At 38.1% G+C, this 20,164-nt stretch carries 17 protein-coding genes; 12 read left to right on the forward strand and 5 right to left on the reverse strand.

The window, feature by feature from the left end; genetic code table 11:
- Positions 1-2 precede the first annotated feature (2 nt).
- Entirely contained in the window at positions 3-611 is a 609-nt protein-coding gene (locus ACM26V_RS21225; RefSeq protein ID WP_416148763.1) for a YesL family protein, read from the reverse strand.
- A 198-nt stretch (positions 612-809) separates the two neighbouring features.
- Between ACM26V_RS21225 and xylA the strand changes: the two genes are divergently transcribed.
- On the forward strand, positions 810-2,132 hold the full coding sequence (gene xylA, locus ACM26V_RS21230) for a xylose isomerase (RefSeq protein WP_416148764.1): 1,323 nt from the start codon (positions 810-812) through the stop codon (positions 2,130-2,132).
- A 125-nt stretch (positions 2,133-2,257) separates the two neighbouring features.
- A complete protein-coding gene (gene xylB / locus ACM26V_RS21235) occupies positions 2,258-3,748 on the forward strand; it encodes a xylulokinase (RefSeq protein ID WP_416148765.1) in 1,491 nt (496 codons plus the stop codon).
- A 231-nt stretch (positions 3,749-3,979) separates the two neighbouring features.
- On the opposite strand, the gene ACM26V_RS21240 is transcribed toward xylB, so the two are convergent.
- The gene (locus ACM26V_RS21240) at positions 3,980-4,231 is read right to left on the reverse strand and encodes a DUF2892 domain-containing protein (RefSeq protein WP_416151937.1); all 252 of its coding nucleotides are present in this window, start codon (positions 4,229-4,231) and stop codon (positions 3,980-3,982) included.
- A gap of 228 nt (positions 4,232-4,459) precedes the next feature.
- Between ACM26V_RS21240 and ACM26V_RS21245 the strand changes: the two genes are divergently transcribed.
- The 10 genes from ACM26V_RS21245 to gatB all read left to right on the forward strand — a co-directional run bounded on the left by ACM26V_RS21245 (position 4,460) and on the right by gatB (position 17,747).
- Positions 4,460-6,202 carry an adenine deaminase C-terminal domain-containing protein gene (locus ACM26V_RS21245; RefSeq protein WP_416148766.1) on the forward strand — a complete coding sequence of 581 codons (1,743 nt, stop codon included), beginning with the start codon at positions 4,460-4,462 and terminating at the stop codon, positions 6,200-6,202.
- A gap of 39 nt (positions 6,203-6,241) precedes the next feature.
- Positions 6,242-7,324 carry a DUF3048 domain-containing protein gene (locus ACM26V_RS21250; protein ID WP_416148767.1) on the forward strand — a complete coding sequence of 361 codons (1,083 nt, stop codon included), beginning with the start codon at positions 6,242-6,244 and terminating at the stop codon, positions 7,322-7,324.
- Positions 7,325-7,343: 19 nt separating this feature from the next.
- Positions 7,344-7,646 carry a YerC/YecD family TrpR-related protein gene (locus ACM26V_RS21255; protein ID WP_416148768.1) on the forward strand — a complete coding sequence of 101 codons (303 nt, stop codon included), beginning with the start codon at positions 7,344-7,346 and terminating at the stop codon, positions 7,644-7,646.
- Between the two features lie 273 nt (positions 7,647-7,919).
- On the forward strand, positions 7,920-8,606 hold the full coding sequence (locus ACM26V_RS21260; protein WP_416151938.1) for a heptaprenylglyceryl phosphate synthase: 687 nt from the start codon (positions 7,920-7,922) through the stop codon (positions 8,604-8,606).
- Positions 8,607-8,672: 66 nt separating this feature from the next.
- Positions 8,673-10,907, forward strand: a complete 2,235-nt coding sequence (gene pcrA, locus ACM26V_RS21265; protein WP_416148769.1) for a DNA helicase PcrA — start codon at positions 8,673-8,675, stop codon at positions 10,905-10,907.
- Between the two features lie 12 nt (positions 10,908-10,919).
- Positions 10,920-12,923 (forward strand): NAD-dependent DNA ligase LigA, encoded by a 2,004-nt coding sequence (ligA, locus tag ACM26V_RS21270; RefSeq protein WP_416148770.1) that lies wholly within the window; start codon positions 10,920-10,922, stop codon positions 12,921-12,923.
- Positions 12,924-13,058: 135 nt separating this feature from the next.
- Entirely contained in the window at positions 13,059-14,240 is a 1,182-nt protein-coding gene (locus tag ACM26V_RS21275) for a CamS family sex pheromone protein (protein ID WP_416148771.1), read from the forward strand.
- Between the two features lie 295 nt (positions 14,241-14,535).
- On the forward strand, positions 14,536-14,826 hold the full coding sequence (gatC, locus tag ACM26V_RS21280) for an Asp-tRNA(Asn)/Glu-tRNA(Gln) amidotransferase subunit GatC (protein WP_416148772.1): 291 nt from the start codon (positions 14,536-14,538) through the stop codon (positions 14,824-14,826).
- An 11-nt stretch (positions 14,827-14,837) separates the two neighbouring features.
- Positions 14,838-16,298: an Asp-tRNA(Asn)/Glu-tRNA(Gln) amidotransferase subunit GatA gene (gene gatA, locus ACM26V_RS21285; protein ID WP_416148773.1), complete on the forward strand. Its 1,461-nt coding sequence runs from the start codon at positions 14,838-14,840 to the stop codon at positions 16,296-16,298.
- Between the two features lie 15 nt (positions 16,299-16,313).
- Positions 16,314-17,747, forward strand: a complete 1,434-nt coding sequence (gene gatB / locus ACM26V_RS21290; RefSeq protein ID WP_416148774.1) for an Asp-tRNA(Asn)/Glu-tRNA(Gln) amidotransferase subunit GatB — start codon at positions 16,314-16,316, stop codon at positions 17,745-17,747.
- Between the two features lie 561 nt (positions 17,748-18,308).
- On the opposite strand, the gene ACM26V_RS21295 is transcribed toward gatB, so the two are convergent.
- From ACM26V_RS21295 to ACM26V_RS21305, 3 genes are all read right to left on the reverse strand, one after another.
- Positions 18,309-18,845 carry a GNAT family N-acetyltransferase gene (locus ACM26V_RS21295; protein WP_416148775.1) on the reverse strand — a complete coding sequence of 179 codons (537 nt, stop codon included), beginning with the start codon at positions 18,843-18,845 and terminating at the stop codon, positions 18,309-18,311.
- Positions 18,845-19,045: a hypothetical protein gene (locus tag ACM26V_RS21300; RefSeq protein WP_416148776.1), complete on the reverse strand. Its 201-nt coding sequence runs from the start codon at positions 19,043-19,045 to the stop codon at positions 18,845-18,847. Before ACM26V_RS21300 ends, ACM26V_RS21295 begins: the two co-directional genes overlap by 1 nt.
- A gap of 607 nt (positions 19,046-19,652) precedes the next feature.
- Entirely contained in the window at positions 19,653-20,129 is a 477-nt protein-coding gene (locus tag ACM26V_RS21305; protein WP_416148777.1) for a hypothetical protein, read from the reverse strand.
- Positions 20,130-20,164: the final 35 nt, after the last annotated feature.

Below are 20,164 nucleotides of genomic sequence, written 5' to 3' on the forward strand. Positions count from 1 at the left end.
CCTTATTCATTTTTATGCACTCGGCTAAAGGATTTTAAACTAATCCACATTGTGATAAATGCATATGAACTTCCAGCATAAATTAAAGCTAAAGCAGGTATTACACTCATTACAATATACAAGGATCCAAGGGTAACAAGCATTAAGAAATTGTGGACAGGATTTATTAACATAATCAAGAATGCTTGTTTAATAAGTTGTATCACTTTCAAATCGAAATGTACAAAGGTTGGAAATATATAAAATAGGAATAGTAGAAATAGCAACATAAATGCAAATAGTGGAATTTGTATCCATACTAATTGTTCATTAATATGAGATTGCAGAAAATAGATATCAATTACTACAAGACATGCAATGGCATAGATGAATAATCCTAATTTATTGCTTTTCCAAAAATCCTTTTTATAGATATTCCAGAAAGTTGTAAGGAGACGAATTTCTGTGTCCCCTCTCAACCACTTTCTTATAATTGCAAACATAGCTATTGTAGCAGGGAAGAAACCTAAAAGAATCCCGCCGACAACTGTGAATAATATCCATAGCAAGTTTATGTAAGCAAATTTTGTAATCCATTCTAAGATATTGTAAATAGTGCCGTTTATATTCATATAAATTCTCCTCGGGAAAATAGAATTTATCACATGTTGTGTGATTTAACTGAGACTGCTCGGTAAATTATACTTCAACTTTTTAGTAATTACAACGAACTTAGTTTGACCGATGGACAAACTTACCGAGAGTTGTTATTATATGTATAGTAAATGCTTTCATTTCCAATTATTAATATAAAATCAGGAGGTTTTAAAATGAGTTATTTTAACAACATTGACAAAATTAAATTTGAAGGTTCGAAATCTACAAACCCGTATGCATTTAAATTCTACAACCCTGAACAGAAAATTGGTAATCAAACGATGGAGGAATATCTTCGCTTTGGTGTAGCTTACTGGCATACACTTACGATGGATGGTTCAGATCCTTTTGGTGCTGGTACGATGGTACGACCTTGGGACAAATTTTCCGGAATGGATTTAGCAAAAGCACGATTAGAAGCTTCGTTCGAATTTTTTGAGAAATTGAATGTACCATTTTTCTGCTTTCATGATGTCGACATTGCTCCAGAAGGAAGCAATTTAAGAGAAACAAACCAAAATTTAGATACTATTGTAGGTTTGATGAAAGATTATATGAAAGATAGCAATACTAAGTTACTCTGGAACACTGCTAATAACTTTACACACCCACGTTTTGTTCATGGTGCAGCATCTTCGAATGAAGCAGATGTTTTTGCATATTCGGCTGCAAAAGTGAAAAAAGGTTTAGAGATTGGGAAAGAATTAGGCGCTGAAAACTACGTATTTTGGGGTGGCCGTGAAGGTTACGAAACGCTGCTTAACACGGATATGAAGTTAGAGATGGATAACCTTGGACGTTTCTTCCACATGGCTGTTGATTACGCGAAGGAGATTGGTTTCGATGCGCAATTCCTTATTGAACCGAAACCAAAAGAGCCAACAACACACCAATATGATTTTGATGTAGCTACAGGCCATGCATTTTTACAAAACTATGGTCTGCAAGATCATTTTAAGTTTAATATTGAAGCAAACCACGCAACGCTTGCAGGACATACGTTTGAGCACGAACTTCGCTATGCTCGTGTTAACAATATGCTTGGTTCTGTCGATGCAAACCAAGGTGATCCGTTACTTGGGTGGGATACAGATGAATTCCCAGCAGATCTATATTCGGCAACATTAGCGATGTATGAAGTTATTAAGAACGGCGGTCTCGGGCGTGGAGGGTTAAACTTCGATGCAAAAGTGAGACGAGGATCTTTTGAGCCAGAAGATTTATTCCACGCACATATCTCTGGAATGGATACTTTCGCAATAGGCCTAAAAGTAGCTCAAAAGCTTTATGATGACAAGGTTCTTGAAGATATTATCGATAATCGTTATAAGAGCTTTACTGAAGGTGTTGGCTTGGATATCGTATCAGGCAAAACAGATTTCCATAAGCTTGAGAACCACGCGTTAAATTTACAGCAAATCAAACATCAATCAGGTCGTCTAGAAAAAATCAAAGCAACAATCAATCAATATTTGATTACGTATGCAGCAGAGTAATAACTTCATGTTTATGAATTGAAAAGGTCAGACAGTTGTAAAAACTGTCTGATTTTATCAATTTTATCTTTAGGTAAAATGAAACATTAGTATTAAGTGGTTAGAGAACAAAGGAGGAAGAATAGATGAGCTATGTTATTGGAATTGACTTAGGTACGAGTGCAGTCAAAGCGCTACTCGTAAATAAACAAGGAAATGTGGTAGAAGAAACATCGAAAGAATATCCATTGATTCATGAAAAGTCAGGATACAGTGAACAAGACCCGGAACAGTGGGTTAATCAAACAATTGCTGCAATTAGTGAACTTACGGCTAAAATCGAAGATGCAAACCTGATTGAAGGTATAAGTTTTTCTGGTCAAATGCATGGTCTTGTATTACTAGATGAACAGGCAAAACCGCTTCGTCATGCAATATTGTGGAATGACACGCGTACAACTGCTGAATGCAGAGAGATTGAGGATAGAGTGGGAATTGAATCCCTTCATAGCATAACGAAAAATCCTGCTTTAGAAGGATTCACATTGCCGAAATTATTGTGGGTAAAGAAAAATGAGGCGGAAATTTTTACAAAAGCTTCATCATTTGTTCTCCCAAAAGATTATTTGCGTTACCGATTAACGGGTGAACTTCACATGGAATATTCAGATGCGGCAGGCACGTTACTGTTGGATGTTGCGGATAAATCATGGAGTAAGCAAATTTGTGAAAAAGTTGGTATCCCTTATGCATTGTGTCCACCACTTGTCGCTTCCCATACAAAGGTTGGTATTGTTCTACCGGATGTGGCGGAGCAGTGCGGATTAGCTAAGGTTGATGTTTTTGCAGGTGGAGCGGATAATGCTTGCGGTGCCATCGGTTCAGGGATTTTAGAAGATGGTGTGACTTTATGCAGTACCGGAACATCTGGAGTAGTATTATCTTATGAAAAAGAAGGCAACAAAGATTTTGGTGGAAAAGTTCACTACTTTAATCACGGAGAAGAGTCTGCTTTCTATACAATGGGAGTTACGTTAGCGGCAGGTTATAGCTTGAGTTGGTTCAAAGAGACATTTGCAGCAGATCTTTCGTTTGAAGACCTACTTAACTTAGCAAGCGAATCTCCAGAAGGGGCAAAAGGGTTGCTCTTTACTCCTTACATAGTTGGAGAAAGAACACCTCACGCAGATGCTGATATTAGAGGTAGTTTTATCGGTATGCATGCGAGTCATACATTAGGAGATTTTGCGAGAGCAGTAATCGAAGGGATTACATTCTCGTTGAATGAAACGGTTGAAGTGTTTCGGGAGAATGGAAAAATAGTAGACAAAGTGATTTCTATTGGTGGAGGCGCCAAAAGTGATTTGTGGCTGCAAATTCAAGCCGATATCTTCAATGCTGAAGTCGTAAAATTAAAAAATGAGCAGGGACCTGGTATGGGGGCAGCGATGCTTGCAGCGTATGGACTAGGATGGTTCCCATCATTAAAAGAGTGTGCAAATCAGTTCGTTGAAAAGAGCGATGTATTTACGCCTTCATCAACAAATGTTGCGTTGTATAAGAAGATTTTCAAACTTTACAAAGATGTTTATCCACAAACGAAAGAGTTAAATAAGGAATTGGTCTCTTTTAGGTAATTTAAAGATTAGAAAGTAAAAAACAGGAATCTGGCTTTGTTGCAGATTCCTGTAACCAATTATTTTTTATTTAATACTTCATCTCTTACACCGTGATCTTCTTCCTTCTTACGCTTTTTATTCAACTTTACCCAAAAGTATGCTCCAAAAACGATACTACCGAAAAAAAACAGAAACAAAAACACGGAGTCAGTAGCTACTTCCCACATTGTTGAGGATCATTCCTTTCCATTAAGATGGATTAACAGGAGGGAACGCTTCTTCAGTGAAGTCGTCGTTATTCGACTGGCGCTCCTCATACATGAACACAATCGGACAAAACCTGGTAATCCCTTCAGCGACTTTCATTGATCCCATTATCATTGCTAATATCGGGGAACTGTTATGAGATCTTTTGACAAGTTTTGCTGTCCCCCAACCTAATAATGTAAAACCACAAGTAATTCTAATTAAAGCATTAAGTGTACCAATATTTGGCTTTATCATAATTAACCTCCTTTGACTTTTATTCAGATTACAAAAAGGAAAATTTTGTTATATTTCTTAATGGAAATGTAACAATATCTTTACCAATGTATAACTGGAATGTGTTAAAATTATGAAAACGGTTTCTTTATTGGCGTAACTGGCTTCATAATTATTTTGATAGACATGTGAACAAATAAACATAATGAATTTTACTGACGAAAGTCATGGAAATAGGTGATAAAGATGGATAAACAATTTTACTGGACAAAGAAACAAATACGAGAACAACAATCTGTTGTTCAAGGAATGATTCCTCCAACGATGGTGATAACTAACGCAACATACTTGAACAGTTATCGTAAAATTTGGATGCATGGAAACATTTGGATTCATGAAGACCGTATTGTATATTTGGGCCATGATATGCCAGAAAACAAAGTAGGGACGGACGTCATTGATGCTACTGGCCAATTTATTGTTCCTGGTTATATTGAGCATCATGCTCATCCGTTTCAGTTATATCATCCCCTTACGTTTGCGAAGTATGCAGCAGAACGAGGGACAACGACACTTATTAATGACAATATGATGTTTCTTTTTCATTTAGATAAAAAGAGAGTGTTTTCTTTAGTGGATGATTTACAAAAAACGCCTGCGACAATGCTATGGTGGGCTCGGTATGATGGTCAAACGGAGTTTAAAAACGTACATGATATGTTTTCTGGTTCTAATATGAAAGCTTGGATTGATCACCCATATGTTGTGCAAGGCGGAGAATTAACCGATTGGCCAAGTGTATTAAATGGGGACGATAACATGCTTCATTGGATGCTTGAAACAAAAAAAGCTCGGAAACCTATTGAAGGTCATTTACCAGGAGCGGGGAAAAAAACACTTACGAGGATGGCGCTTTTTGGTGTTGATGGTGACCATGAATCAATGACTGGAGATGATGTGCTCAATCGTTTAGATGTGGGTATGACGACGTCACTAAGATACTCTTCGATTCGACCAGATATGCCACGAATCCTACAAGAATTACATGGGATCGGTTTTAAACAATATGATCATCTCTTGATGACAACCGATGGTTCGCCACCTCATTTTTTAAAAAGAGGAGTTATGGATCATTTAATAAAGTTAGCGATAGATGAGGACGTTCCTATAGTCGAAGCTATTAACATGTGTACGATTAATGTCGCAACTCATTATCATATGGACGACGTAATGGGAATGATAGCGCCTGGAAGACTTGCCAACCTAAATTTTTTACCTAGCAAAAAAAATCCTTTACCAACAGACGTACTTGCGAAAGGTTTGTGGGTTCGTCGGAATAATCAGCCGTGTTTTCCAGATATAACCCTTGATTGGGAAAAATACGGATTTTTACCACTTGAATTGGATTGGGACTTAACAAGAAAGGACTTTCTTTTTTCAATGCCACTTGGCCTTGAGATGGTTAATGAAGTGATTATGAAACCATACCAAATTAATCATGATCTTACTTGCGAGGAACTATCTGAACAGAATGATGAATGTTTTCTGATGCTTATTGACAAACATGGGGAATGGCTAGTATCAACAGTCATTAAAGGATTCTCCACAAAAATTTATGGGTTTGCAAGCTCTTTCTCGAATACGGGAGATCTGATTTTGATCGGTAAAAGTAAACAAGGTTTGCTTGATGCATTTCATCATTTAAAGAGGAAAAAGGGAGGCATAGTTCTCGTTGATCGAGTTGGAATTGTAGCAGATATTCCGTTGGATATTTCTGGAATGTTATCAACGTTAACGATGAATAACGGGCTAATTGAGGAAGAAGAAAATCTCCGTAATGCTTTAATTGAACGAGGATATCCCTTCAAAGATCCTATTTATAGCTTGCTTTTCTTATCTGCAACACATTTACCTTTCGTAAGAATTACCCCAAAAGGCATTTTTGATGTGAAGAATAAAAGGGTACTCTTTCCCTCGATTATGCGTTAAAATAGAAAAGAAACAGCTATGAGAGGTTGATGTCATCAAATGGGACGATCAAAGATCACTCTATTTATTTTTATAGTATTTTTACTCTTTATATTTGCTGCATGCAGTGGTGACAATGAAGTTGTGGAAGAGGAAGTAGACGAGGAATCAGATCAGGTCGAAGAAGAAAATAATGAGCCAGAAGTTGAACCAGAACCTGATCCAGAGCCAGAGTTTGCAGGAGTTTATCCGTTAACTGGGGACGAGACGGATAATGTTGTTGATCATCGTGCATTTGGTATTATGATTGAAAACTCTTCCTCTGCACGACCACAATCTGGTTTGTATCAAGCGGATGTGGTATATGAAGTGTTATCAGAAGGGCGGATAACTAGGTTGCTTGCTTTCTATCATAGTCAGCAGCCAGAACGAATTGGACCGGTACGGAGTGCGCGAGACTATTACATCTTTTTAAATAATGGGTACGATGCGATGTATGCTTCGGCAGGAGGAAGTCCAGGGGCTTTCGACCTTGTTGATAGGGGACAAGTTCCATACATAAATGCATTAACTTACGATGGACAATTTTTTAGCAGATCTAGTGAACGATCAGCGCCACACAATATGTATACAACTTACGAAGATCTACAGGAAGCAGCGGAACATATTGCTTTTGATTTAGAAGGTCGAAAGCCACCGGAACTACCTTTCACAGAAGAAGCTGATGCGTCTTTATCTGAAAGAGAATCATTAGCAGTGCATGTTGATTATGGGAGTTCTATAAACAACGTTACATTTGAGTACGATGAAGATCTTGATGGATATATTCGGTCTGTTGGTGGAGAAAGAGTAGACGATATGGAAACTGGAAATCCAGTTGCACCTCGTAATTTGTTTATTGTAGGTGCCACCCATCGAGTTGTTGATGATCAGGGACGACGAGATATTGACATTGAGTCAGGTGGGAACGCATACTTGATACAGGATGGTTATGTGATTGAAGCTGAATGGCAAAACGTAGATGGTGTCATCCTACCATTCAAAGAAGGTGAGCCTCTACATTTTTTACCTGGTCAAACATGGATTAACTTTGTGGAATCGATAGATAGTGATGTGTCATTCCAGGAAGAAGAGGAAGACTAAGAAAGGATGACTTCATGACATGCAAATTGATAAATTACGTGGAAAAGAATTAGACCAACTTTTTAAAGCAATATTAAGCTTAAAAGATGTTGAAGAGTCTTATACTTTCTTCGACGATCTTTGTACGATGAACGAAATCCAATCGTTGGCGCAACGGTTGGAAGTTGCGCGCATGCTTATGGATGGCGACACATACCAGCGAATCGAAAAGGATACTGGTGCAAGTACGGCAACGATTTCTAGAGTGAAACGTTGCATAAACTATGGCAACGACGGTTACAAGTTTGCATTGGACCGGGTACATGGAAAGACAGAAGAATAGTACGGAGACCTGGGCGATCTCAGGTCTCTTTTTTTTGAATTATGGTAGTCGATCTGAACTATTGGTACGTTATCTACACAAATTTGGTGGTAGTATGCTGAAATATGTGCATCCTATGCACAAATATCATAGTCTTATGCTGATATTAGAATAACTATCGCCACGAGTTAAGGATATTTTCATAATTGAGGAAGTAAGTTGTCGAGACTGCCTCCGATTTTTGATATACTAATCCTCAGATAACTAACGTAATGAATGATTGGAGATAGAATGATGAAAGCGTACAATGAATGGCACCATGTATTTAAGTTAGATCCAAATAAAACTCTTTCTGAAGAGGCATTGGAGCAAATATGTGAGTCTGGGACAGATGCAGTAATAATTGGTGGGAGCGATGGCGTGACAGAAGATAATACGCTCGATTTACTGATGCGTGTGAGACGTTTTAGTGTCGCTTGTGTGCTAGAAGTGAGCAATCTTCATGCCATTCTGCCGGGATTTGATTACTATCTAATCCCATCCGTTTTAAATAGTCGTCATACGACGTGGTTGAATGGACTCCACCATCGTGCTGTGAAGGAATTTGGACACTTCATCAATTTCGAAGAGGTGTTAGCAGAAGGTTATTGTGTACTAAACCCGAACTCTAAAGTGGCAGAGTTAACGGATGCTGATACAGAATTAGATGAAGAAGATATTGTCGCCTATGCGAGAATGACAGATAAGCTCTTTCATATGCCAATTTTTTATATGGAATATAGTGGAATATATGGTGATTCTGACATCGTCAAAAAAGTCAGCAGGGTACTTGAAAAATCACAATTGTTTTATGGCGGGGGTATTGAGTCACTTGAACAGGCGGAAGAAATGGCGGAATATGCTGATACAATTGTGGTTGGAAACATCATTTATAAAGATTTAAAAAATGCGATAAAAACGGTTGAAGCAGTAAAAAATTAAGTGTACAAAACTACATAAAAAGAGTAAAATAAAAACAAATAGAACGTACGTTTGGATGGTGTTATTATGAGTGAATTATTGCAAGGTTTAAACCCTGAACAACAGGAGGCAGTCAAACATGCGGAAGGGCCACTCCTCATTATGGCAGGGGCAGGAAGTGGTAAGACGAGAGTGTTAACGCACCGAATCGCTTATTTAATTGGAGAAAAGAGTGTGCCGCATTGGTCGATTCTTGCGATTACCTTTACGAACAAAGCCGCTCGAGAAATGAAAAATCGTGTTGCTAGAATTATCGGAGAACAAGCAGAAGGAATGTGGATTTCCACATTTCACTCTATGTGTGTGAGAATTCTCAGAAGAGATATTGATCGAATTGGATATAATCGAAACTTTACTATTCTAGATTCTTCTGATCAAAAAACAGTAATCAAGCGCCTTGTTAAAGAAATGAATATTGATTCGAAAAAATTTGATCCACGGACGATTCTTGGTTCAATTAGCTCAGCAAAGAATGAGTTAAAAACACCGGAAGATTTTGCTAAAACCGCAAATAGCTACTATGACGAAACCGTATTAAAAGTTTACGAAGCTTACCAAAAAGAGTTGAAAAAAAACCAATCATTAGATTTTGATGATTTGATCATGACGACGATTAAACTTTTTAAACTCGTTCCAGAAGTGCTAGAGTACTACCAACGACGTTTTCGCTATGTGATGGTTGACGAGTATCAAGATACGAACCGGGCACAATACATGTTAGTAAAGATGATGGCTGATCGCCATAAAAATATTTGTGTCGTTGGAGACTCTGATCAGTCAATTTATCGATGGCGCGGCGCTGATATTCAAAATATCATGTCGTTTGAAAAAGATTATACCAATGCGACTGTTGTTATGTTAGAGCAAAATTATCGATCAACGAAGCGAATTCTTGAAGCTGCCAATAAAGTGATAGATAAAAACACGGGGCGTAAGCCGAAGAATTTATGGACAGAAAATATTGATGGCGAAAAATTAAGCTATTATGAGGCAGATAATGAGCACGATGAAGCTAGATTTGTCGTTGGGAAAGTCAAAGATCATATGGATAGCGGTAAATACAAAGCATCTGACATAGCGATCCTCTATCGAACGAATGCACAGTCTCGTGTCATCGAGGAGTTGTTTGTTAAATCTAATTTGTCCTACACGATTGTTGGAGGGACAAAGTTCTATGATAGAAAAGAAATCAAAGATTTACTTGCTTATTTGAGGCTTGTTGCTAATCCGGCAGATGATATAAGTTTGCGTAGAATTATTAATGTGCCAAAGCGTGGAATTGGTAATACAACGTTAGATAAAATACAAGATTATGCTAACCGTCACGACATTTCATTATTTGAAACGATTCAAAACATTGATCAACTCGGATTAAGTGGACGCTTCACGAAAATGCTAAAGGAATTTGGTGACCAACTGCGTGGCTGGGTGGAGATGCAAGAATACCTTCCTGTAATGGAGCTCGTCGAAGAGTTGCTAGAGAAGACAGGTTACCGAGACATGCTTAAAAATGACAATAGTCTTGAAGCAGAAGGTCGACTAGAAAACATTAACGAATTTTTAACAGTAGCAAAAGAATTTGAAGATGTAAATGAAGATAAAACCTTAATTGCATTTCTGACTGATTTAGCGTTGATTGCAGATATTGATAAGGTGGAAGATGAAAATGAAGAAGCCAGCGAAAAAATTCTACTCATGACTCTGCACTCGGCTAAGGGGCTAGAATTCCCACTTGTTTTCCTTATTGGACTTGAAGAGGGGATCTTCCCACATAGTCGTTCATTAACGGAAGAAGTCGAAATGGAAGAAGAGAGAAGACTTGCTTATGTTGGAATAACTCGAGCAGAACAGCTTCTTTATATGAGCCGAGCACGCATGCGAACACTCTACGGTAAGACAAACATCAATCCGCCGTCACGCTTTCTGAGCGAAGTACCAGAGGAATTAATTGAAGCGATTGGCAGCTCACAACAGCCAGCGCCAGTGTGGATGAAACCAGCGAAATCAGGAGATGGAGTGGGAACTAGTCCTGCAAAACCAGTAATACCTAGAAGAAAAACAGTGTCGCAACCGCAAACCACTACGACAGAAGGAGCCTCATTTGCATGGGGAGTTGGCGATAAAGCTTTGCATAAAAAATGGGGCACAGGAACGGTTGTAAGTTTGAGAGGTGAAGGGGAAAACGTTGAATTAGACATTGCATTCCCAGAAGTTGGGGTGAAGCGACTTGCCGCTAAATTTGCACCGATTACGAAAGGATAAGGTGAGATATTTATGTCAAACGATCAAGTGAAAAAACAAATCGATCAGCTAACCGATAAGTTAAATGACTATGCTCACCAATATTATGTGTTGGACCAACCTGTAGTAAGTGATGCAGAATACGATCACCTTTTGCGAGAACTAAATGAGCTTGAAGTCAAATATCCGGACTTAAAACGTGAGGACTCTCCAAGTGAACGAGTAGGTGGAGAGACGTTAGATCATTTTAGTAAAGTACAACATGAAGTTCCGATGCTTAGTTTATCGAACGCTTTTGATGCTCAAGAACTACATGATTTTGATCGGCGTGTTCAACAAGGATTGGGGCACAAGGCTTCTTACAGTTGCGAGTTGAAGATTGACGGACTAGCAGTCACACTTAAGTATCAAAATGGACGTTTTGTACAAGGCGCGACTCGAGGAGACGGAACGACAGGAGAAGATATTACAAGCAATTTGAAAACCATTGCGACAATTCCATTGAAGTTGAGAGAATCAGTGACAATCGATGTCCGTGGGGAAGCTTTCATGCCAAAAAGCTCATTTAATCGTCTCAACAAAGCAAAGGAAGCAAAAGAAGAAGCGTTATTTGCTAATCCTAGAAATGCAGCAGCTGGTTCTTTGCGCCAATTAGATCCAAAAATTGCTGCGAAACGTCAGTTAGATATCTTTATATATTCTGTTGGGCAACTTGAAGAGAAAGTGTTGGACTCTCATCATGAATCTTTGCAATACGTGAGCGAGCTTGGATTTAAAATAAACGATCAAGCCAAGCATTGTGAAAATATAGAAGAAGTTGTTGAATATTGTGAAGGTTGGCTAGAGAAAAGAGCAAATCTCCCATATGAAATTGATGGAATTGTCATTAAGGTTGATCGATTGGAAGATCAAAAAAGATTAGGTTTTACAGCGAAAAATCCTCGCTGGGCAACTGCATTTAAATTTCCAGCAGAAGAAGTGATAACTACGTTAAGAGATATCGTATTGAGTGTTGGACGAACGGGTGTTGTTACACCTACAGCTATTTTAGATCCAGTAACGGTCGCAGGAACAACGGTTCAGCGCGCCTCTCTTCATAACGAAGATATTATTCGCCAGCAAGATGTAAAAATTGGTGACAAACTGACGATAAAAAAGGCAGGCGACGTTATTCCTAAAGTAGTTAATGTCCTAGTCGATCGACGTACGGGAGAAGAAAAAGATTTCCACATGCCGACGGAATGCCCAGAATGCAAAAGTGAATTGGTTCGTATTGAAGGGGAAGTGGCTTTACGATGTGTGAATCCAAAGTGTCCTGCACAAATACGCGAAGGTTTGATTCATTTTGTTTCAAGGAATGCAATGAATATTGATGGATTGGGTGAAGCTGTAATTACTCAGTTATTTGAACATGAACTTGTAGAAGATGTCGCTGATCTATATCGTCTTGAACGAGAAGAACTTATGAAATTAGAACGAATGGGTGAGAAATCGGTTGATAACTTATTAAAAGCGATTGAAGTAACAAAAACAAATTCACTTGAAAAACTATTGTTTGGATTAGGGATTCGTTTCGTGGGGGCAAAAGCTGCGAAGACCTTAGCGATGAATTTTGAAAAGATGAAATCTCTTCAAAACGCGACAATTGAACAATTAGAAGCTGTTGATGAAATTGGCACGAAAATGGCTGATGCGATTGCGACTTATTTTGACAAGCAAGAAGTGCAAATGTTACTGGAAGAATTAGAAAACTTAGGGGTTAATATGATATATACAGGTCCAAAGCTCCAGGCTACAGAAAATTTGGATACTGTTTTTGCAGGTAAAACAATCGTCCTCACTGGATCAATGGAAGAGATGTCGCGAAAAGAAGCCAAGGAAAAAATTGAAGCACTTGGTGGTAAAGTGACTGGAAGTGTCACTGCAAAAACAGATATACTCATTGCAGGCGAAAGAGCAGGGTCGAAACTGAAGAAAGCAATTGAACTTGAAATTGACGTGTGGGATGAAGCTCGATTAATAACAGAACTAGGCTAAAGGACATAGGGAAGACCATGAAAAAGGTTAGGCTAGACCGTGTCATCGGTTTGTGAGAAAATAGTTAATAGGCAAGTCGATTGACGGTTTATCAGTTTGAGACGCCAAAAGGTCGATGGCGAGGAGTGTGGATGAATGAAAAAGTGGAGTTTACTCGGACTCACGTTTGTATTGCTTTTATCAGGTTGTATCCCATCAATTGAACGAAGTGAAGAAGACGTGATTATTGTAGAAGAAACAGAAGAGGAAGAAGAGCAACAATTTATTATTACGCCGACGATTGATTCGCCGGATAACTTTTATCGAAATGTTTTAGTCGATGGGAAGTATCATCGAAGTGAAGCTCGAGGAGCGGCACATGCTATGGATGAAATACGCGTCGATTTAAATCAATTTGAATTAGGGTTAATGGAGATAGCTAGTGGAATCTATGATCAAGAAGAGTATTATTTCCAAGAAGGACAATTCCTCGATTCTGATACGGTAAATAGTTGGCTACGGAGGTATGACCCTGACGAGCCTCGCTATGAATTTGGGTTGAACCCACCGCTAGGAGAAGGGGACGATGACGAAGAAAAAATGAGTAGCAACCCTCTTGTTTTATCTCATATCATGGAACACAATTATTTTACAGGAAACGAAGAAGACGGTGTTAACCTGGGTGGAATGGTGATAGGGTTGTCATTACGATCAACTTATTATTTCCGTACAGAAGATGAGGAAGGTAAATACAATTTTTATGAAGAACCTTTGGATCATGAAGAGAGACTGGAAATGGGCCGCGAAATGGCTCAGGAGATTTTAGAGCGTCTTCGAGAGAGAGAGGAACTTACGGAAATACCGATAACTTTTGCCCTGTATGGAGAAGAGGATAGAGGTTCGGTTGTTCCAGGTGGATTTGTTTCGATCGCTGAAGTGGGAAGAGGAGCGAGTGAGATAGAAGGTTGGGAATCTGTTAGTGAAGATTACGTTGTTTTTCCATCTGGAGAGGCAAGAGATAACCAGCCAAATTTATCTAGTGCTTTTACGCAATTTCGGGATGACATTGAAGAATTTTTTGATCGAACGGTCGGTGTTGTCGGAAAAGGTCGTTATAAAAACGATACTTTAGAAGAGTTGACAATTGAAGTCAACCTCCAGTCTCATGGAAAAGCCGAGATTGTTGCTTTAACACAATTTATTAGTGGTAGAATTGATTCGACTTTTACTACTCAAGCACCGATAAATATATATTTAGAATCTATTAATGGATCAGAAGCATTGATTGTGCATTATCCGGACACTGAGCAAGAACCGTTTATTCATGTTTATAAGTAATTATGGGAAAACTCTCTGACAATAAGTCAGGGAGTTTTTGTGAGAGTTGAAACTACCTAAAGGAGCGATATGATAACTTAGTAATATAATAAAAGTTGCGACTATAAAATTCTGACTTTCTACCTCCGTGGATTGCTTGTCTAGTGCATTTTTGGTATGATCATACTATTGTAAAGTCAGACATTTCTGTACAGTAAGAAAAGATTAATTTAAATTAAATGATATGAAAACTCGTGAAATTTTTGCTAGCACTTGTGCTTAACCGAGTATTTTTAAAACTATGGAGGTGGAATCATTGGAACGAATTACTAAAGACCAAGTAAAACACGTTGCTAATTTAGCAAGGCTTGATTTTACTGAAAAGGAAATTGAACAATATGCTGTTCAACTAGATGAGATCATTAGTTTTGCAGAGAAATTAAACGAAATAGACACTGAAAATGTCGAACCTACTTCTCACGTATTAGATGTGAGAAATGTTCTACGTGAAGACGAAGTAAAGCCATCATTATCAAGAGATGAATCATTGAAAAATGCACCAGATCAGAAGGATGGACAGTTTAAAGTACCGTCTGTGCTTGAATAGGAGGGAAACAAATGGAATTATTTGACCACAAATTACGTGATTTACAAGAGTTATTACATAAGAAAGAAGTGTCAGTGACACAACTGGTAGAAGCTTCATTTAAGCGAATTGAAGAAGTAGATGATAAAGTAGGAGCTTTTCTTCGATTAAATAAAGATGCTGCCCTGAAACAGGCGAAGGTTCTTGATGATCAATTAGTAAGTGGAGAAACGAATACGGAAGAGATTCTTTTTGGTTTGCCCGTTGGTATTAAAGATAATATGTCTACAAAAGGACTGAAAACGACGTGTGCAAGTCAATTGCTCGATAATTTTGAACCGGTATACGATGCGACGGTTGTTGAGAAACTTTCGTCTGCGAACGCAATTACTATTGGAAAACTGAATATGGATGAATTTGCAATGGGGTCGTCAAATGAAAATTCGAGTTATAAACAAGTGAAGAACCCTTGGGATTTAACGAGAGTACCTGGCGGATCTAGTGGTGGTTCAGCAGCTTCAGTTGCAGCGGGAGAAGTACCTTTCTCATTAGGTTCAGATACAGGGGGATCAATCAGGCAACCGGCGGCATTTTGCGGTGTTGTAGGGTTAAAACCAACGTATGGTCGAGTTTCTCGTTATGGTCTTGTCGCATTTGCTTCTTCGTTGGATCAAATCGGGCCAATAACTAGAAGTGTTGAAGACAATGCCTATGTTTTGCAGACGATCGCAGGGTACGATGAACGAGATTCAACGAGTGCAGACATCGCTGTTCCAAACTATCTATCTGCCTTGAGTGGTGACATCAAAGGCATGAAAATAGGTGTTCCGAAAGAATATCTAGCTGAAGGTGTTAGTGAAGATGTGAAAAAGCAAGTGACACAAGCATTGAAGCATTTAGAGGAACTAGGAGCGACTTGGGAAGAAGTTTCACTGCCACACTCGAAATATGCGCTTGCAACTTATTATTTACTGGCGTCCTCAGAAGCATCAGCAAACTTATCAAGATTTGATGGGATTCGCTATGGTGTTCGAAAGGAACAAGACAACCTAATTGAAACATATAGACAAACGAGAACAGAAGGTTTTGGTGATGAAGTGAAACGCAGAATCATGCTAGGAACTTTTGCTCTTAGTTCAGGTTACTATGATGCATATTATAAAAAAGCACAAAAAGTACGGACGTTAATCAAGCAAGACTTTGAAGAGCTCTTCTTAAATTATGATGTGATTGTCGGGCCGACGACACCAACAACAGCGTTTAAACTTGGTGAAAAACTCGATGATCCACTAACAATGTACGCCAATGATATTTTAACTATTCCAGTAAACTTAGCTGGTGTTCCAGCGATAAGTGTTCCTTGTGGATTAGCAGATGGACTACCTGTTGGATTGCAAATCATCGGTAAACATTTTGATGAAGAAACAGTCTATCGAGTAGCGCATGCTTTCGAACAAGCAACAGACTACCATAAACAAAAGCCAGAGCTATAGGAGGGGGGCATAAACATGAGTTTTGAAACAGTCATTGGACTTGAAGTACACGTTGAACTAAAAACGAACTCGAAGATTTTCTGTAGTTGCTCCACGGAATTTGGAGCACCACCGAATACACATACGTGTCCGGTTTGTCTCGGTCATCCCGGGGTATTACCTGTGCTGAATAAGCAGGCTGTCGAATTTGCGATGAAGGCGTCTATGGCACTCAATTGCGAGATTGGTGAAATGACGAAATTCGACCGAAAAAATTATTTTTATCCTGATAATCCAAAAGCTTACCAGATTTCACAATTTGATAAGCCAGTCGGAGAAAATGGATGGGTAGAAATTGAAGTGAATGGTGAGAAAAAACGGATCGGAATTACTCGACTTCACCTTGAGGAAGATGCGGGGAAACTGACTCACGATGACGAAGATGGACACACACTTGTTGACTACAATCGCGTTGGAACGCCTCTTGTAGAAATCGTTTCTGAGCCAGATATTCGTACACCCGAAGAAGCATATGCATATTTAGAAAAACTTAAGGCAATAATGCAATATACCGAAGTGTCGGATTGTAAAATGGAAGAAGGATCGCTAAGATGTGATGCTAACATTTCATTGCGACCAGTAGGACAAGAGGAATTTGGTACGAAAACAGAGTTGAAAAACTTAAACTCTTTTACAAATGTGCTTAAAGGCTTGGAGTACGAAGAAGTCCGCCAAGCAGAAGAACTTTCAAACGGTGGCGAAATTCTTCAAGAAACACGTCGCTGGAATGAACCAGGCAAGAAAACGGTTCTAATGAGAATTAAAGAGGGATCAGATGACTATCGCTACTTCCCAGACCCAGATTTGGTAAACCTTTATATTAGTGAGGAGTGGAAAGAAGAAGTTCGTAAGGGGATTCCTGAGCTTCCAGATGCGAGACAGAAACGTTATGTGGAAGAGTTAGATCTGCCTGCTTATGATGCTGGTGTTCTCACCCAACAAAAGGAAATGAGCGACTTTTTTGAACAAGGATTGGCATTAAATGGGCCCGCAAAACCGTTATCAAATTGGCTTATGGGAGAAGTTAACGCATTTTTGAAAGAAAATAACAAAGAGATCAGCGATATCCCAATGACTCCTAAGGCGTTGGTTGATATGATCAAGTTGATTGAAAAGGGAACAATTTCATCAAAAATTGCGAAAAAAGTTTTCAAAGAGTTGGTTGAAAATGGTGGAGATCCTGAGAAGATTGTAAAAGATAAAGGACTCGTGCAAATCAGTGATGAAGGCGAGATCCGAAAAATGGTAAATGAAACATTAGATGGAAATCCTAAATCAATTGAAGACTATAAAAACGGTAAAGATAAGGCGATTGGCTTTTTAGTTGGACAGATAATGAAAGCATCTAGAGGGAAAGCGAATCCGCAGATGGTGAATCAATTACTAGTAGAAGAAATTAAACAGAGATAATAAACGAAGAGGCTGTCTAATTTGACAGTCCTTTTGTATTTATTAGTGGTATTTTTGAGTATAAATGTGCAAGGTGAGTCCTCTAGTCCGGGGAGTAAGTTAGATTGAAAAAAATACATCAGAAGAGGAGGCGTCTTGTGCATCCGCCGATCGAACCAGCAAAGAGGCATGAGTTTTGAGCATACGGCGACGAAATATCAGCATAAAACAGCTGCATTTCAGAAAACTGCAATTAAATAAATGGGCTAGGGAAACCAAAAAGGTATACATAAATTAAAATTGAACTTATGCTCAGCATTCCAGTAATTTTCGCCATGTTGACATGTTTTTTTGAGAAGAAAACTTCCCTTTTAGACCAGACAATAGCAAAGAGAAAAAGGCCGAGAAACGATATTGATAATGAGATGGTTTGATTCGAAGCTGGAGTAAACAATAAAAAAAGCAGGAAGTAAACTTGATAACCAATAAGAAAAATGAAAATGTAGTCAAAGGATTTTCGCACTGTTGTTTGTCTCCTTTCAGTAATATTGATTTGTGAGAACAACAAAAAAGTGTCATTAATTACTCCATGCTATTCAGAGTAGTTTTTTGTAAAGATATCGTCATAGTAAGGAATGGAATGTCCCAATTTCCAATCCTAGTATAGAAAATATCTGTACGGCTAAATCCTACCTTTTCATATGTACGAATGGCTCGTTCATTAAATAAAGCTACGACTAACCTAACCTGTTCAATTTGCCGATTTATTTTAATCCATTGAAGAATAGCATGAACAAAGGAACTTCCCAATCCTTCACCTGTGTAGTCTGGATGTATACCGAGACCTAAGTCAATAATGTTATCACTGTCATCGTATAAGTTTGCATGGTAACCTCCTGGTACGCGACCTTCTTCACCGAGACAAAAATATCCGAAACGGTGATGGCTTTCTGTCGATACGAGGAAGTAATCGTGAGTAAGAAGTACAGAGACAACCTCTTCTGATCCATCCATACTATATAATTCGTAAGGAGAGGGATATTGCCAATTAGCAATATCTACAGCATCCTCTTTTGTTAAATGACTTATTTGAAATGAATAGTTATCATGAGAACTCATTATTTAACACCGACACTAGGGCGATCACAACTAAAACTCCAATTGACTGCAAGAAAATCTTTAGCCAAGTCCGGGGTGCCACCAACATCTTTACATAACTCGCTTGCTTTGTAAATACTATATTCATTCATAACAATTAGAGAAATCAATAGAATTGTTAAAAAGGATAGAATAATTGTGAATTTTTTCTTAGTTAGCATTTAAGTGAAAACCTCCCTTACTGTAATTTTACAGGATTAGGTGAAAAATGTCAGTGTCTATAAAAAAACAATAAAAAATAAAATGAAATTTTAAGTAAACGGAAGAAAAATTGATTAAATAAGAGATTTTCCAATGATAAGTACCTTAAACTAATTAATCTGAATATTTACAATACATAATTAATTGTATATTATACGTATTAAGCAATAATCATTGCTAATTTGAAACGAAAGGAGAATCGCTTCGGTAATTAATTATAATATCTTATCAGATTTTTTGAGAGGGAATAACTTAACTTACTAAAGGATGTGAATCCAATGACGTAGGTGAGCGAAGTGTACCAAAACCGCAATATCGGTGCACGGGGATTCGAATCGAAACATCTGCAAGATAATTAGGAAGAAGGTAATGAATTACATGAATGGTGAATATTTAAAGTGAGTGGCCCTTTGAATCCCTACAAGGATAAGGGTCACTTTTGTGTGGAATAGAATAATAGCTTCTTTAAAAAAATACAGGTGGTTTTAAAAATATGCACTTCTATCAGATTTTTATATAAAAAACAGGTAACAATAAAAGCCGATCTATGTGATCGTCCATAAACGATTAAATATTCTGTTGAGCTTCTTCAAATCTTTTTTGTTTTAATTTTTCCCAGTCAATATTAAGAAGTAATTGTAAGTGATAATAGATACTTGCTCCTACTAAGCCGAGGATAATTGATCTTAGTGAATCGGATAATGAGATGTAAACGCCACCATATGCAAAAGCGGTTAATGAAGAATAAACAATTGTGACAAGGATCCCGGCAATACCATACATAGCAAATGATCGAAAGTATGACTCAGGTAATTTTAAAATAGGGGAACCTTGTTTTCTAGTATAGTAATTAATGAGGTACGTAGTAGGAATGCCACCAAGAATAAAGATAGGAAGCGTATAAAAGGAGTAAATCCCCATCAACAATCCATAACTTACTTCATGGCCAGTCTGAGTGAATAATTGTTGATATCCTGCTAATAAAGCACTAAACAAGACAACTGATAACAAAGATATAAACAAGACATGAAATAATTTAGACATTTAATTGGAGCCTCCTTTCTGTAAATAGTACTGGA

This window comes from Salipaludibacillus sp. HK11, assembly GCF_047795645.1.
Classification (GTDB): domain Bacteria; phylum Bacillota; class Bacilli; order Bacillales; family Salisediminibacteriaceae; genus Salipaludibacillus.

Excerpts from the sequence above, each read along its gene's own strand:
- ACM26V_RS21225 (WP_416148763.1), bottom strand. The coding sequence starts at position 611 with ATGAATATAAACGGCACTATTTACAATATCTTAGAATGGATTACAAAA.
- xylA (WP_416148764.1), top strand. The coding sequence starts at position 810 with ATGAGTTATTTTAACAACATTGACAAAATTAAATTTGAAGGTTCGAAA.
- xylB (WP_416148765.1), top strand. The coding sequence starts at position 2,258 with ATGAGCTATGTTATTGGAATTGACTTAGGTACGAGTGCAGTCAAAGCG.
- ACM26V_RS21245 (WP_416148766.1), top strand. The coding sequence starts at position 4,460 with ATGGATAAACAATTTTACTGGACAAAGAAACAAATACGAGAACAACAA.
- ACM26V_RS21250 (WP_416148767.1), top strand. The coding sequence starts at position 6,242 with ATGGGACGATCAAAGATCACTCTATTTATTTTTATAGTATTTTTACTC.
- ACM26V_RS21255 (WP_416148768.1), top strand. The coding sequence starts at position 7,344 with ATGCAAATTGATAAATTACGTGGAAAAGAATTAGACCAACTTTTTAAA.
- ACM26V_RS21260 (WP_416151938.1), top strand. The coding sequence starts at position 7,920 with ATGAAAGCGTACAATGAATGGCACCATGTATTTAAGTTAGATCCAAAT.
- pcrA (WP_416148769.1), top strand. The coding sequence starts at position 8,673 with ATGAGTGAATTATTGCAAGGTTTAAACCCTGAACAACAGGAGGCAGTC.
- ligA (WP_416148770.1), top strand. The coding sequence starts at position 10,920 with ATGTCAAACGATCAAGTGAAAAAACAAATCGATCAGCTAACCGATAAG.
- ACM26V_RS21275 (WP_416148771.1), top strand. The coding sequence starts at position 13,059 with ATGAAAAAGTGGAGTTTACTCGGACTCACGTTTGTATTGCTTTTATCA.
- gatA (WP_416148773.1), top strand. The coding sequence starts at position 14,838 with ATGGAATTATTTGACCACAAATTACGTGATTTACAAGAGTTATTACAT.
- gatB (WP_416148774.1), top strand. The coding sequence starts at position 16,314 with ATGAGTTTTGAAACAGTCATTGGACTTGAAGTACACGTTGAACTAAAA.
- ACM26V_RS21295 (WP_416148775.1), bottom strand. The coding sequence starts at position 18,845 with ATGAGTTCTCATGATAACTATTCATTTCAAATAAGTCATTTAACAAAA.
- ACM26V_RS21300 (WP_416148776.1), bottom strand. The coding sequence starts at position 19,045 with ATGCTAACTAAGAAAAAATTCACAATTATTCTATCCTTTTTAACAATT.
- ACM26V_RS21305 (WP_416148777.1), bottom strand. The coding sequence starts at position 20,129 with ATGTCTAAATTATTTCATGTCTTGTTTATATCTTTGTTATCAGTTGTC.